The sequence below is a fragment of the Cyclobacterium sp. SYSU L10401 genome (genome assembly GCF_010993705.1).
In the GTDB taxonomy this organism is placed as follows: domain Bacteria; phylum Bacteroidota; class Bacteroidia; order Cytophagales; family Cyclobacteriaceae; genus Cyclobacterium.
On sequence record NZ_WOFO01000008.1, the window covers coordinates 194,348 to 209,012 of the forward strand.

Below are 14,665 nucleotides of genomic sequence, written 5' to 3' on the forward strand. Positions count from 1 at the left end.
CCGGTTTCCAAACATTCAATTTTAAAAAGAAATAACCATGAAAAATATAAAAGCAAGATTGACAATGATTCTGACAACCTGTTTGATGTTGTTTGCAATCAGTTGTGACGAATTTCTGGAAGTGGAGCCTACCGGTCAAATAGGGGAACCTCAGCTGCGTACCCTGGATGGCTTAAATGCAGCGTTAATAGCAGCCTATTCTCAGGTAAATGGAAGAAACCAGCGCATGGCCTCCCCCTCCAATTGGGTTTGGGGTAGTATCAGGGGTGCGGATGCCAACAAGGGTACAGATCCAGGTGATTTTCAATCGATTAATCCTATTCAAAGATATGAAAATGATGCTACCATTGATATAATTCGTGAAAACTGGGCAGGTACCTATGAAGGCATTTCGCGTGCCAATATGGTGATGCGTTTATTGGAAGATAAGGAAGAAACAGTGACCAATCAGCAAGCCGCGGAGATCGCTGCGCAGGCAAGATTTCTGAGAGGCCACTTTTATTTCCAGCTGACTAGAAACTTTGATAAGGTACCCTATGTAGACGAGTCTGTCGATTATCAGGAGGGTTTGGAAGAAGTGTCCAATACCCAGGATATGTGGCCATTAATTGAAGCAGACTTCCAATATGCAGTAGATAACCTTCCCGAAACACAAGACCAGGTAGGCCGTGTTAATTCCTGGGCGGCGAAAGCTTATTTGGCAAAAGTCTACTTGTATCAGGAAAAATATCAGCCTGCAAAACAACTATTTGACGATGTGATTGCCAATGGAATGACTAGTGGTGGCGTCAAGTATGACCTTGTCCCTTATTATGATGACATGTTCCGTGGCGCAAATAATAACCATGAGGAGTCCATTTGGGCGTATCAGGCAGCAGCCAACACTGGTAGTGTCAACAATGCCAATCCTGAATTTGATCTGAACTTCCCATACAATACAGGGCCCGATGGTCCGGGTAATTGCTGCGGATTCTTTCAACCTAGCTTTACCTTTGTCAACTCGTTCCGAACAGATGCCATTGGACTGCCCTTACTTGATAATTCTTATAACGCACCGGACAATCAGGTGAAAAATGATTTTGGTCTGGAAAGCGAAGATCCTTTTTCTCCGGATAATGGGCCCCTGGATCCAAGATTGGACCATACTACCGGAAGAAGAGGACTGCCTTACCTGGACTGGATGGATCACCCCGGAAATGCCTGGATCAGAAACAGGGCCAATGGAGGACCTTATGCGCCAAAGAAATATGTGTATACCAGAGAAGAACAAGGTACTTTTCAGGACAATAGTTCCTGGACCCCCGGCTATACCGCCATCAATTTTATGATCATTCGATTTGCTGATGTTTTACTGATGGCAGCAGAGACTGAGGTGGAATTAGAAAATTTTGAACAGGCCAGGGAATATGTCAACAGGGTGCGACAAAGGGCTATCAATTCCCCTTTATTGCGTTCTGATGGATCCCCCGCTGCAAATTATCAAATTGGTCTTTATGAAAGCCCCTGGACTGATCAGGAGCAGGCCAGAAGAGCGGTGAGGTTTGAAAGAAAATTGGAATTGGGTATGGAAGGACACCGATTTTATGATTTGGTAAGATGGGGGACAGATGTAGATGAGTTGAATGCCTATCTGGACCATGATGGCGCATTGTTGCAGGCTGCCTTGGGCAATGCAAACTATACCGAAAAATACAGACTGTTACCCATACCCCAGGACCAAATTGATTTGACCGGAGCTGATATTCTAATCCAAAATCCCGGTTTTTAATTTGCTTTCAGCAGTTGAGCTTTGAAAAGAGATGGCAATTGCCATCTCTTTTTATTTCTTTTCAAGTAGTTAATTGCTTCATTTAAAAGCCTTCCTATGAATTTCTTGCGTCTATTTCTTTTTTTTACCGCGATTTGGCTGTGCTGGTCATGCCAAAAGGATCCCAAATTATTTGAGCTATTGCCTCCAGCTAAAACCGGTATCACTTTTTCAAATGATATCACAGAGACAGACAGTTTTAATATATTAACAGAGGAGTATATTTTTAATGGTGGAGGGGTAGCTGTAGCTGATTTTAATAAGGATGGCAGACCGGATCTGTTTTTTACCGGAAACGAAGTACCCAATAAACTTTACCTCAATAAGGGAGATTTGAAGTTTGAGGATGTATCTACGGCTGCCGGTATCGAAGCCTCAGATAAATGGGCTACCGGTATAGCAGTGGTAGATATCAATGCGGATGGTTGGCCCGATATTTATGTTTGTGCTGCAATGTATCCCCAAAACCGAAACAATCTCCTTTTTGTACATCAAGGCCTGGATGACAATGGAATTCCCTACTTCGAGGACATGGCAGAAAAGTATGGCGTTCATGAAGCAGGAAATAGTATGGGTGCTGCTTTTTTTGATTTTGACAGAGATGGGCTACTGGATCTTTATGTACTTAATAATGAACAGAATAACATACTACCAGGAAATTATAGGGAAAAAATTTCAGATGGCACAGCCATTAACAATGATCAATTATACCGAAATCAAGGAGATGGTACCTTTATCAATGTGAGTCACGAAGCAGGTATTACCATAGAGGGCTTTGGCCTTGGGCTGGCCATTGCTGATATCAATCAAGACGGCTGGCCGGATATTTATATTTGCAATGACTATCTCAGCAACGATTTGTTGTACATCAACAACGGAGATGGTACCTTCTCAAATGAAATTAAGCAACTTATCAGGCACCAAAGCATGTTTTCCATGGGAGTGGATGTAGCTGATTATAACAACGATGGTTTGTTGGATATTGTCACCTTGGACATGTTGGGAGAAACCAATTATAGAAAAAAAACAACTATAGGAGGAGAATCTTATTCCAGATATATCAATAATGAGCGATGGGGGTATGAATACCAGCATGTCAGGAATATGCTTCATTTAAATAACGGTCCGGGAATCCCATTTAGCGAAATCGGCATGATGGCAGGTATCCACCAGACCGACTGGAGCTGGTCTCCGCTTTTTATGGATGCAGACAATGATGGGTTTCGGGATTTATTGGTCACCAATGGGTTTCCAAGGGATATTACTGACAAAGATTTTGCGGATTATCGGGCGGATGTGGGGAATGTGGCCAGTAACAAACAATTGCTGGATTCTATCCCCATTATTAAAATTCCGAATTATGCCTTTAAAAATAATAGAGATCTAAGGTTTCAAAATCAGGGTAAGGAATGGGGGTTGGATATTCCTTCTTTTTCCAATGGCGCAGCCTATGCGGATCTGGATGGAGACGGAGACTTAGACTATGTGGTAAACAATATCAATGATTCCGCATTTTTATTTGAAAACAAGCTTAACCAAGATAAAGCTGCACCGGGATTTCTGAGGATAAAACTAAATGGCCCCCCGGATAATCCCATGGGCTTCGGGGTCAAAATGGTACTGGTAATGGACAATGGGGATATACAGTACCACGAGCAATATACTTCCAGAGGCTACATGTCAGTGGTGGAGGATGTGGTTCATTTTGGACTGGGAAATGATAAAATCCCACAAAAGCTTCAGGTGCTCTGGCCAGATGGACGCTTTCAGGAAATTCCCCTATCACTAGAAAATCAATATTTAAGGGTAAGTTACAATGATTCAGATCCGGCTAAAGGTATACCGGAATTTCCATTTTCATCAAAAACATCTTTACCATTTTTTACAGAGGTTACAACGCAGCTTGCCCTGGATCATCACCACCAGGAGGAAGATAAAATAGATTTTAACCTGCAAAGAACCATTCCCCATAAACTCACCCAATCTGGTCCGGGCCTGGCTGTGGGTGATGTCAATGGTGATGGCCTGGATGATTTGTTGGTGGGTGCAGCCGCAGGATACCTTCCAAAGATTTATCTTCAGCAAGCAGAGGGAGGTTTTCAACCCTTTGAAGCTTTTGAACCAGATGAGACAGCTCAATTTGAAGATATGGGGTTATTGTTATTGGATATGGATAATGATGGAGATTTGGATTTGTATGCAGTGAGTGGTAGTAATGAATTTGCGGCAGGATCCCCGAATTATTATGATAGGATTTACCTGAATGATGGAAAAGGTAACTTTGGACTGGCAGAGGATGCCCTGCCTTTGATAGCTTCCAGTGGTACCACCGTCAGGGCTTCTGATTGGGATGGAGATGGTTTGTTGGATTTGTTTGTGGGAGGAAGAACCCCTTATGGACGATATCCCTTTCCTGATAATAGTTTTTTGCTGAAAAACCAGGGTGGGAGACTTGTGGACGTGACGGACGAATTGGCCCCCGGTTTAAAACAAATTGGCATGGTAACCGATGCAATTTGGTCTGATGTCAATGGGGATGGTAGGGTAGATCTGGTTGTTGTCGGAGATTATATGCCCATAACTGTCTTTGTAAATCGGGGAGAGAAATTCGAGCAACTTAGCCAGACAGGTTTGGAAGATCATACTGGATGGTGGAATAGCATTGTATCCGGAGATTTTGATGAAGATGGGGACATGGATTACATCGTTGGTAATGTAGGTCTAAACAATTTGTGGGGCACAACCATGGAAAAGCCTGTGACTCTCATCGCCAAGGATTTTGATGGCAATGGTTCTGTGGATCCGGTCACCTTTGCCCATTTCAAAAATGATGAAGGTAGTTATGAAGCCTTTCCTGTTCATTTCTGGAATGAATTGTATGGACAAAGCACGTTGTTTCGAAGGAAATTTGATCGTTATAAATCTTACGCTCGCAGCAACATCCATACCTTGTTCACCCCTGAAGAACTGGAGGGTGCTTTGATTTTAAAAGCAAATCAGCCAGCTTCAGTATTTGTTGAAAATCTTGGGAATGGAAAATTTGAAATGCACCCGCTTCCACTATATGCGCAAATGGGGCCGGTCAATGGTATGGTGGTAGAAGATGTCAATCAGGATGGGCACCTGGATGTATTATTGGTAGGGAATGACCATGGCAATGAAATATTTACAGGTAAGATGGATGCCCACACAGGATTGCTTTTATTGGGGGATGGTAAAGGTAATTTTGAACCCAAAAGGTCTGCAGAAAGTGGTTTTTTGGTTGCCGGCGATGCCAAAGCAGCAGTGAAATTGGTGGATGCTCAGGGTAAATACCTGTATGTGGCTTCGCAGAACAGAGGGAAATTACTGGCATTTACCCGGGAAATGCCGGGTCATAGGGCAATCACCTTGTCGGATGAGGTGCAAAAAGTACTTTACACCCTGGAAGGAGGGAAAACCAGGGTAGTAGAAATACCCTATGGTAGTGGCTATCTTTCTCAATCCAGTCGTAATATTCTTATTCCGGAGGAAGCAGAGCAAATCCAGGCCTTTGATTTTAAAGGAGCTCCGGTGTCAATAGGAGGTTACTAAGACAAGGGAACTTGTTGTGATGAATTTTTGAATCTCAATCATCTACGGCCGCACCTACCATTTGTTTGAATTTCCAGGCCGTCTGATCTCCGGTGCCTCCCTGGGTTTGCTTCATGATGATGCCAATGACCTCTTCTTGTGGGTCCGCAAAGTATTGGGTATTGAAATAGCCACCCCATACAAAAGTACCCGGACTCCCTAGTCCTCCTTTGGCCTGACCCCGTTTGGTCAATACACCAAAAGCCAGCCCGTAATGCTGATCAGCCCCCCCATATAGATCCAGGGTTTGATCTGCCATCATGGTGGCAATCGTCGTCCTGCTTAAAAATCTTTTGCCATTTAACTCCCCACCATTGAGATACATCTGAAGAAAAGTGGCGTAATCTTTAGCGGTACTTGACAGGCCGGCACCTCCTGAGAAAAAGGTTTTGGCACCTTTTACGGGATAATCTACATCATAAAAGGTATTGGGGTAGTCCTCCCATTGGTCATTTACCTTGTGTTGTATGGACACCAGCCTTTCAGCTTTGGATGCGGGCAGGTAAAAACCGGTGTCTTCCATGCCCAAAGGTCCAAATAACCTTTCCTGAAGGAAGGCCTCAAAAGTCATTCCCGACATGATTTCAACGAAATAGCCCAATACATCCAAGCCCAGGCTATAGGTATATTTTTCACCTGGATTATGGTGCAAGGGTAGCTTAGCCAATTTCAAGACCACGTCTTTGATTTTTACATCCTCCGCGGTAAACAGATCAGTAGTCCCGGCTTTATGGTAAATCATTTTCATTCTTTCATCTCCGTCAATTACCCCATAACCCAGACCGGAGGTGTGGGTAAGTAAATGCCGGATGGTTATTTCCCTGCTGGCGGGACGGGTGGTGTATGTGGTATCCGCATAGCGAAAATTGACCAGTACCTGGGGGTTTTTAAATTCAGGAATGTACTTGGAAATAGGGTCGTCCAATTGAAATTTACCTTCCTCCCAAAGCATCATTACTGCAGTGGAAGTAATGGCCTTGGACTGCGAAGCTATCCGGAAAATGGCATCTTTTTGAAGTTTTTTTCCGCCGGCATTGGATTGGCCATAGGCCTCGTGAAAAATAATTTTTCCCTTCCTGGCAATCAGTGCTACAGCTCCTGGAATGGTGTTTTCTGCTACTGCCGCTGCCAACATTTCATCTATGCGGTCCAGCCTTTCACTAGACATGCCTGCCTGTAAGGCATTACCTTCAGTTAAAAACGGAGATTTTTGTTGGGAATTGGTCTGGGCATAAATGCCAGCCATGCCTTGAAGAAAAACAAATAATAGCAAAAAGGATTTTTTAATAACCATAAGTGAGAAAGGGATTGAATTTATTCTGATTTTTTACTGGATGAAAGTAAGCAATTATTATAGTAAATCATTGTTTTTACGATTGAAATATTTTTGAACCTGAGCGGGAAATGTCTCATCGCCAATCGCATTTAATAGGCGTAGAAATATTTTCAAAGGGTCAAAAACTTGTCCTGCACGGAAGGATGGAAATGCCTTTCCCGAATTTGATTTGTGAGAATCTCACATCCTTTCCCCACTGTGTGTCGCCTCCCTCATTTTCGCCTGCCTCAGGCAGGCTTGATTTTCAAAGTGAAAGAGGTACTTAAACCGGGACTATGCATTAGGAATCGTATTAGATAGGCTAATGCATATTTCGGATTAAACAGTTTATTTTTCTTTTAGGGTGGTCTGGGTCAATAAATGCCGTAATAATTTTTCAGGTATTTAAATAGGTGTAATTTTGGATCCAAATCAGGAAAATAAAATGTGAATCCAGAAAAGAGGCGTCTCATAATATGGTCCGTAGCCATCAGCCTGCTGCTACTGACCATTAAATTTTATTCATTTTACATTACCCGTTCAAATGCCATATTAACAGATGCCATGGAGAGCATTGTCAATGTGGTGGCTTCCTGTTTTGCGCTTTACAGCATTTATTTAAGTGGGCTACCCAAAGATAGCAATCATCCTTATGGGCATGGTAAAATTGAATTTTTCAGTGCCGGAATTGAAGGAACGCTAATCATTGTCGCAGGTGTTTTTATCATTTACCAGGCCATTCTCGGATTGATATTTCCTCAGGAGTTAAATGATTTGCCCATAGGGATGGCACTTGTTGGTTTTTCCGGAATAGTCAATGGATTTTTAGGTTATTTGCTTCAAAAAAAAGGGAAGCTGCTAAACAGCATTACACTGGAAGCTGATGGCAGACACCTTTCCACCGATGCAATAAGTAGTTTTGTATTGATAGGTGGCATTGGAATCATTTATTTCTCTGGCTGGAATTTTCTGGACAGTATCATTTCAATGGCCTTTGCCGTTTATATCATATACAATGGTTATTTTTTGGTACGGCGCTCTGTGGCAGGTTTGATGGATGAATCTAACCCGGAAACCATCAATCTGACGGTGAAAATGCTGAATCAAAACCGAAAGCAGAATTGGATCGATATCCATAACATGCGGGTCCAGCAATATGGTGGAGATAGCCATATCGATTTGCATTTGACCTTACCTTATTACTTTGATTTGGTGAGTGTGCACGATGAGGTACATGAGCTGGAGGAAGTGCTGGAAAAAAGCCTCCCGGGATATGTTGAAGTATTTGTCCATGCCGACCCCTGCCTTCCTGATTCTTGCTGTCACTACTGTCAGGTAAAGGACTGCCCGGTCAGAAAATATCCCCGATCAAAAAAGATCCAATGGACGGCGGACAACATGTCCAAAAATCAAAAACACTACCATGAACTGAGCCATTACAAGCAGAAAAAACAATAAATACCCTTTCATTGTTTTAAACTTTTCAAATTTTTTTCCGGATAAAAAAATTATTATTTTGATAAAATAAATAGTAATATTTGTCGTTTAAAGCAGGTTTTTTGCCGTAACATTGTTTTTTTAACAATATAGAACTTAGCTTTTGTTGGGTAATCAAAATATTTGTATATATAAAATTTTGTTTTATATCCTATTATTTGTATCTTAATACCGTGGTATTCATCTAAATATTGGAGTCATGAAAGATAAACAATTTACTGTACTTATAATGGTTTCTGCAATAATCTGGTTGTTGATAATTGGTTTTATCATCATTTGATTGATATCATCCATTTTGTTTCCTACCTATTTTTCCGATATACGGAGCTAGTCAGTTTGATCCGTAATGAGTTTTCAAAAGGGGCATCTTTTCGGTGCCCCTTTGTACTATGATCAAACCAACAGGCCCGCCCTTTTGATCAAGGCATCTGGTTTGGGAGATCTACCCCTGAATTTCTTATACAATATATCCGGGTGTTCTTTACCTCCCATGGCCAAAATATTATCCCTAAAAGAGCTTGCCGTTTTTTTATCAAAAATCCCTTTTTCAAGAAACAATTCAAAGGCATCCGCATCCAGCACTTCCGCCCATTTGTAACTGTAGTACCCTGCAGCATAGCCTCCCTGAAAAATATGCGAAAAGGAAGGGCTCATCATGGTGCCGGCTACGGGTTTCAGTAACTCAGTAGATTTCATAACCTCTTTTTCGAAGGCAAAAACATCTTCAATTTTATCTGGGTCGGCAGTATGGTAAGCCATGTCCAGTAATCCCAGACTGATTTGTCTGACGGTCTGATACCCCTGGTGAAAATTAGCTGCTTTTTTTATCCTTTCAATGAGCATTTTCGGTATGGGTTCTCCGGTTTGATAATGTTTGGCAAAAAGATCCAAACAGTCTTTCTCATAACACCAGTTCTCAAATATTTGCGAGGGGAGCTCCACAAAATCCCAATATACATTGGTGCCGGACAGTGACTCAAAGGTGCCATTGGCCAGCATGCCATGCAAGGCATGCCCAAACTCATGAAATAAGGTGGTCACCTCATTGAATGTCAATAAGGAAGGCTTGGTTTTGGTAGGTTTGGTGAAATTACAAACAATGGATACATGAGGCCTTTGTTCCGAATCCCCTGTTTTTTTCTGGCCCCTGTATACGGTCATCCATGCGCCGTTTCTTTTGCCCGGTCTGGGGAAGAAGTCGGCATACAGCACTGCCAGGTGTTTTCCATGCTCATCTTTCACTTCATAGGCCTTTACCTCCGGATGATATACGGGGATCCCGGAATGCTCTTCAAATGAAAGGCCATATAATTTTTTTGCCGTTGCAAATACCCCTGCTATGGTGCTGTTCAACTCAAAATAGGGTTTCAGTAGCTCATCATCTACCTCATATTTTTCCATCTTAAGTTGTTCAGCATAGTAGCTGATATCCCATTTTTGCAGGTCATTCAATTGATCTTTTTTTCTGGCAAATGCAGCCAATTCCGCAACCTCTTCCTTGGCTTTGGGCAGCGCCTTTTCCAAGAGTTCGTTTAAAAAGGAAAGTACCTGATCGCCGTCAGCAGCCATCCTTTCTTCCAAAACAAAAGCGGCGAAGTTTTCATAGCCCAGAAGTTTGGCCCTTCTATTTTTTGATTGGAGGATCTTTTTGATGATTTCCTGATTGTCTAAATCATCACCTTTACAGGCTTTGGTATTGTAAGCAATAAAAAGTTTCTTTCTTAATGCCCTTTTGCTGGCATAGGTCATAAAAGGTATGTAACTGGGAAAGGCCAGCGTAAATATCCACTTGCCCTTTTTACCTTTTTCCTCCGCAGTCTGAGAGGCAGCCTCTACCACTCCCTCCGGAAGTCCGTCGAGGTCCTTCTCTTCAGAAATCACCAATTCATATTTATTCGTTTCATTCAACACGTTTTCTCCAAACTGTAATCCCAACCTGGACAGTTGCTGATCAATTTCGCGAAGCTTCTTTTTACCTTCCTCATCCAGAAGCGCACCATTTCTGATAAAAGATTTATAGGTTTTTTCCAATAAGGTGGTCTCCTCTGTATTGAGATCCAACTGCTCTTTTTGGTCATAAACCTTTTTAACCTGTTCAAATAAATCCTCGTCCAGCAATACATCATTGCTATGCGCCGAAAGCAGGGGAGAAATTTCTTTTGCCAGCCGCTGGATTTCATCATTGGTTTCTGCAGCATTGAGATTGAAGAACAGGGATGCTGATCTGGATAATTTCTCTCCGGAATGGTCCAGGGCAACAATGGTGTTATAAAAATCAGGTTGAGAATTTTCCTTTATCAATTTTATTTCTTCCCGGGCAAGTTCTATGGCAGATTGAATGGCAGGCAGGAAATGTTCATTTTTTATCTGGTGAAATGGGGCTGTTTCAAATGGGGTATTAAAATTTTCCAATAATGGATTCATAGCTATTTTTTATATTTGAATTCAATATGCAAAAATAGCAAAATTATGGAGACTATTTTGGGACTAAAAATACCTGAAGACGGTTCTTATAATCCTTTTTATAAAAGGTACATAGACCTGGTTGCAGGTAAAAACCTCCGGGATGTTTCAAGTGAACAGGAAGAACAGGTGGTTTCGATCTTTCAGCCGCTCACTTCCAGTATGGGACAGGTAACTTATCAAACAGGAAAATGGTCCCTGAATCAGGTTTTGGGACATATTGTGGACACCGAAAAAATCATGCACTTCAGGGCGCTATGTATCAGTAGGGGGGAAACAGCCGCCTTTCCGGGGTTTGATCAGAATAGCTACGTTGAAACAGCGGCATTTAATAACGTATCTAATCAGGAGCTTTTGTCCTCTTTTTTATTAAACCGGCAGCTTTTTTGGCAATTTACCCGTACCATACCTATGGAGCAGTGGAATGGAATAGGGGAAGTAAGTGGTTACCCCATGTCGCTTCATGCGCTGGTGCATATTATATTTGGTCACCTGGAACATCACCTGGTTTTGATCCGGCAGCATTACCTCCCCTTATTGGCCTGATTTCCTTAACTGTGATTTTTATTACTGAATGGGTTGGCCCATTTTTTTAAATTTGTAGTAAATTAAATTCAAATATCATGGCAAGTGGAAAAAATTTCTCTGAACTCATCAATGGTGACCAGCCGGTACTGGTGGATTTCTATGCTACCTGGTGTGGACCCTGCCAAATGATGCAGCCTATACTACAGGAAACTGCTTCAAAAGTAGGCGATAAGGCCAAAATTTTAAAAATTGATGTGGATAAAAACCCCCTGGCTGCCAGTAAGTTTCAGGTAAGGGGAGTCCCCACATTGATCCTTTTTCATAAAGGAAAGCCTGTATGGCGGCAATCAGGAGTAGTACCTGCCCACCAATTGGTGCAAGTGATTCAACAGCATGCTTTGCAGGATGCCTGATCGGCCGGGTAATGCTTACCGCTTCTTGAAGGACCAGGTTATCTCAAAGGTGGCAACGATATTTCCATCAGGATGATACCCGGTAACGGGCACCAGGACGGTTTCAACATCTCCGGAGACTTGTAATTTATCTATGGCCTCCGAAATCTTTTTACCCTCCTTACATTTCATGGTGACCGTTTGGTTGGCCTTTTTGCTGAAATCGGCTTTAAAACCTGTCACCAGCATTGAAATGGATGGGCTATCGGATAGATGAAGCATGCAAAGGATTCCGGATGCCAGTTCTGCTGTTCCAGACAAGGCAGAAAAGTAGATGGAGCGAAAGGGGTTTTTAGACCGGTAGTTGAAAGGTACCGTTGTATGGCATTCTATAAGGTCCAGTTTTTTTAAACGGCTTCCCCAAAAGATTACTGATGGTAGGTTTTGTAGCATGTACCACCAAAAAGAGGGTAAGGTAGTAATTGACTTATGAAAGCTTTGCTGTGAGGGGCTCATCTATATTTTCACTTTATGGTAGGAAAGCTGATTAATATAAGCTTTCCTTAGGTATGATCCAATGGATCAATAAAATAAAAAACCGCAACCAAAATGGCTGCGGTTTTGTAGCATATAAACCCATAATACTCGATTCAATCCATTTATCGATCTTCCGTGAAAGAAGTGTCTGGTCAATTTCCTTTTTTAAATGGTGACCGCTGCATTACTTCCTACATTGCCCTGAGCTACAATGGTCCCCAGGTCATCCATTGACAAGTGTACGTTGACATACCCATCAATGGTTAAGATGTCTGCATAACTCAGTGCCGTACCATTATCCAGGGCCCTTATCGTGGTATGACTCATGCCTGTGCTTCCATTCACCGGATTAAAGGAAACAATGATTCCACCGCCTTCAGCCGCTGAATTGGCATGTATATGTGCAGGATGGATTCCACCGTCCGGGGTATTCATCAAATTGATCGTGGCCAGGGTAAATCCGTTGTTCCTTTCACTGAAAGTGATGGTTCCACTGATACCGGGAACGGCCAGTTCTTCCAGGTCATAGCTGGTAGAATTGCCGGTCAGTTCGTTGCCACCAATATCTCCCTGTGCTACAATTGTTCCCAGATTATCCATTGACAAATGCACATTGACATAGCCATCAATAACCAGAATTTCTTCATAGCTGAGCGCAGTTCCATTATCCAGAGCCCTTATTGTGGTATGGCTCATGCCTGTACTTCCATCTACCGGATTAAAGGAGACGATGATTCCACCACCCTCAGCTGCCGAATTGGCATGTATATGTGCCGGATGTACACCTCCATCAGGAGTATTATTCAGCATAATGGTGGCGAGAGAGAATCCATTTTTGCGTTCCTCAAAGGTGATGGATCCGTCAATACCGGGAACGGCCAATTCATTCAATGGATACATTTTAGACATGCCGGTCAGTTCATTGCCACCAATATCTCCCTGAGCTACAATAGTTCCTAGGTTATCCATTGACAAATGCACATTTACATAGCCATCCAGATCCAATATGTCTTCATATAGGAGGGGACCTCCGCTATCCAGGGCCCTGATGGTCGTTTTACTCATTCCGCTTGTACCATCTACCGGCTTGAAAGAAACAATGATGCCCCCGCCTTCTGCAGCAGAATTAGCATGAATATGCGCTGGATGCATCCCTCCATCTGGTGTATTGTTTAGCATAATGGTGGCGAGGGAGAATCCGTTTTTCCGTTCTTCAAAGGTAATAGATCCGTCAATGCCTGGAACTGCCAGTTCATTCAGGGTATAACTTTGACTCATACCGGTCAATTCATTGGCCCCTATATCACCTTGGGCTACGATGGTGGAAAGCTGATCCATGGAAAGATGCACGTTCACATATCCGTCCAGATCAAGGATCTGATCGTAAGTCAGTGCCTGACCATTGTCAAGTTCTCTGATGGTGGTTTCGCTTGTTCCGCTTGTACCATCTACAGGATTGAAAGAGACAATGATTCCACCACCTTCAGCGGCGGAGTTGGCATGAATGTGGGCAGGGTGCATGCCGCCTTCCGGTGTGTTATCCAATTGGATACTGGCCAATGTAAACCCACTCAGTCTTTCCTTGAAGATGATAGAGCCACTGATGCCAGGAACGGCCAATTCATTGAGCGGGTATTCCTTAAAATTTTCGGTCAATTCGTTACTCCCAATATCTCCCTGGGCCACGATAGTTCCTAGATCGTTTGCACTGAGGTGCACATTCACATAACCATCCATACTGATGATTTCCTCATAGGTAATGGGCTGTCCGGCATCATTGTTTCTGATAATGGTTCGGCTGGTACCAGTTGTACCATCTACAGGATTAAATGAGACCAGGATACCGCCCCCTTCAGCAGCAGTATTGGCATGGATATGAGCAGGGTGAGAGCCACCATCCGGGGTACCGGTAAGGTTTATGGTAGCCACTGTAAAGCCACCTACACTTTTCTCAAAAAGGATGGTTCCACTGATACCATCTACATCCCGCGTAAGCAAATTATAGCTTTTGGAATTGCCATCCAGGGCATTTCCTCCGATATCACCCTGGGCTACTACCGTTTCCAATTGACCATAGGCCAAATGTACATTTACATATCCTTCGAAAGCACTCAGTGTCTGGTAATTGATGTGAGTACCGTCGTCTAACTGGTTGACGAGGGTTACGCTGGTGCCTGTTGTCCCATTTACAGGTTCCAATGAAATGGCAATATCACCCCCTTCAGCGGCTGAATTGAAATGAATGTGTGCCGGGTGAGCACCACCATCAGGTGTACCGCTCAAGTTAATGGTTACTTTGGTATAGCCCCCTTCTCCTTCTTCAAAAACAACATTACCGCTTATTCCCGAACCATCAACGGCGTTGAGGGGATAGGTTCTGTCGTTACCCAAAAGTTCCAGAGCGTCTGCCGGACTTTGTTCATCCACACAGGATTGCATCAGCATACTGCCTGCAATACCTAGCATTAAAAACAATAAATGATAATACTTTTTCATAAGCTTTTAGGGTATTGT

Annotated in this window: 9 protein-coding genes; 5 read left to right on the forward strand and 4 right to left on the reverse strand. The window is 42.8% G+C overall.

The features are described from left to right. The first annotated feature begins 37 nt into the window (after nt 1-37). A complete protein-coding gene (locus GL182_RS18145) occupies nt 38-1,768 on the forward strand; it encodes a RagB/SusD family nutrient uptake outer membrane protein (protein WP_163381201.1) in 1,731 nt (576 codons plus the stop codon). 180 nt (nt 1,769-1,948) lie between these two features. Continuing rightward, nucleotides 1,949-5,380, forward strand: coding sequence for a VCBS repeat-containing protein (locus tag GL182_RS18150; protein ID WP_240469881.1), 3,432 nt, complete (start codon nt 1,949-1,951; stop codon nt 5,378-5,380). Nucleotides 5,381-5,414: 34 nt separating this feature from the next. On the opposite strand, the gene GL182_RS18155 is transcribed toward GL182_RS18150, so the two are convergent. Further along, complete coding sequence (locus GL182_RS18155; protein ID WP_163381203.1) at nt 5,415-6,713, reverse strand: serine hydrolase domain-containing protein; 1,299 nt, start codon at nt 6,711-6,713, stop codon at nt 5,415-5,417. A gap of 468 nt (nt 6,714-7,181) precedes the next feature. On the opposite strand from GL182_RS18155, the gene GL182_RS18160 reads away from it, so the two are divergent. Next, nucleotides 7,182-8,192 (forward strand): cation diffusion facilitator family transporter, encoded by a 1,011-nt coding sequence (locus GL182_RS18160; RefSeq protein ID WP_163381204.1) that lies wholly within the window; start codon nt 7,182-7,184, stop codon nt 8,190-8,192. Between the two features lie 432 nt (nt 8,193-8,624). Here the strand turns inward: GL182_RS18160 and GL182_RS18165 are convergent, their stop codons facing one another. Next, nucleotides 8,625-10,655 carry a M3 family metallopeptidase gene (locus GL182_RS18165; protein WP_163381205.1) on the reverse strand — a complete coding sequence of 677 codons (2,031 nt, stop codon included), beginning with the start codon at nt 10,653-10,655 and terminating at the stop codon, nt 8,625-8,627. 45 nt (nt 10,656-10,700) lie between these two features. Here GL182_RS18165 and GL182_RS18170 point away from each other — a divergent pair, with 45 nt between their 5' ends. Beyond that, the gene (locus GL182_RS18170; protein ID WP_163381206.1) at nt 10,701-11,240 is read left to right on the forward strand and encodes a DinB family protein; all 540 of its coding nucleotides are present in this window, start codon (nt 10,701-10,703) and stop codon (nt 11,238-11,240) included. Nucleotides 11,241-11,317: 77 nt separating this feature from the next. Then, the gene (trxA, locus tag GL182_RS18175; RefSeq protein WP_163381207.1) at nt 11,318-11,635 is read left to right on the forward strand and encodes a thioredoxin; all 318 of its coding nucleotides are present in this window, start codon (nt 11,318-11,320) and stop codon (nt 11,633-11,635) included. A 15-nt stretch (nt 11,636-11,650) separates the two neighbouring features. Here the strand turns inward: trxA and GL182_RS18180 are convergent, their stop codons facing one another. Both GL182_RS18180 and GL182_RS18185 read right to left on the reverse strand, forming a co-directional pair. Further along, nucleotides 11,651-12,130, reverse strand: coding sequence for a DUF4442 domain-containing protein (locus GL182_RS18180; protein WP_163381208.1), 480 nt, complete (start codon nt 12,128-12,130; stop codon nt 11,651-11,653). Between the two features lie 186 nt (nt 12,131-12,316). Then, entirely contained in the window at nt 12,317-14,647 is a 2,331-nt protein-coding gene (locus GL182_RS18185) for a hypothetical protein (RefSeq protein ID WP_205603687.1), read from the reverse strand. Nucleotides 14,648-14,665 lie beyond the last annotated feature (18 nt).

What these genes read in the sequence shown, in the direction of transcription:
- GL182_RS18145 (WP_163381201.1), top strand. Translation starts at nt 38, where the DNA reads ATGAAAAATATAAAAGCAAGATTGACAATGATTCTGACAACCTGTTTG.
- GL182_RS18155 (WP_163381203.1), bottom strand. Translation starts at nt 6,713, where the DNA reads ATGGTTATTAAAAAATCCTTTTTGCTATTATTTGTTTTTCTTCAAGGC.
- GL182_RS18165 (WP_163381205.1), bottom strand. Translation starts at nt 10,655, where the DNA reads ATGAATCCATTATTGGAAAATTTTAATACCCCATTTGAAACAGCCCCA.
- GL182_RS18170 (WP_163381206.1), top strand. Translation starts at nt 10,701, where the DNA reads ATGGAGACTATTTTGGGACTAAAAATACCTGAAGACGGTTCTTATAAT.
- trxA (WP_163381207.1), top strand. Translation starts at nt 11,318, where the DNA reads ATGGCAAGTGGAAAAAATTTCTCTGAACTCATCAATGGTGACCAGCCG.
- GL182_RS18180 (WP_163381208.1), bottom strand. Translation starts at nt 12,130, where the DNA reads ATGAGCCCCTCACAGCAAAGCTTTCATAAGTCAATTACTACCTTACCC.
- GL182_RS18185 (WP_205603687.1), bottom strand. Translation starts at nt 14,647, where the DNA reads ATGAAAAAGTATTATCATTTATTGTTTTTAATGCTAGGTATTGCAGGC.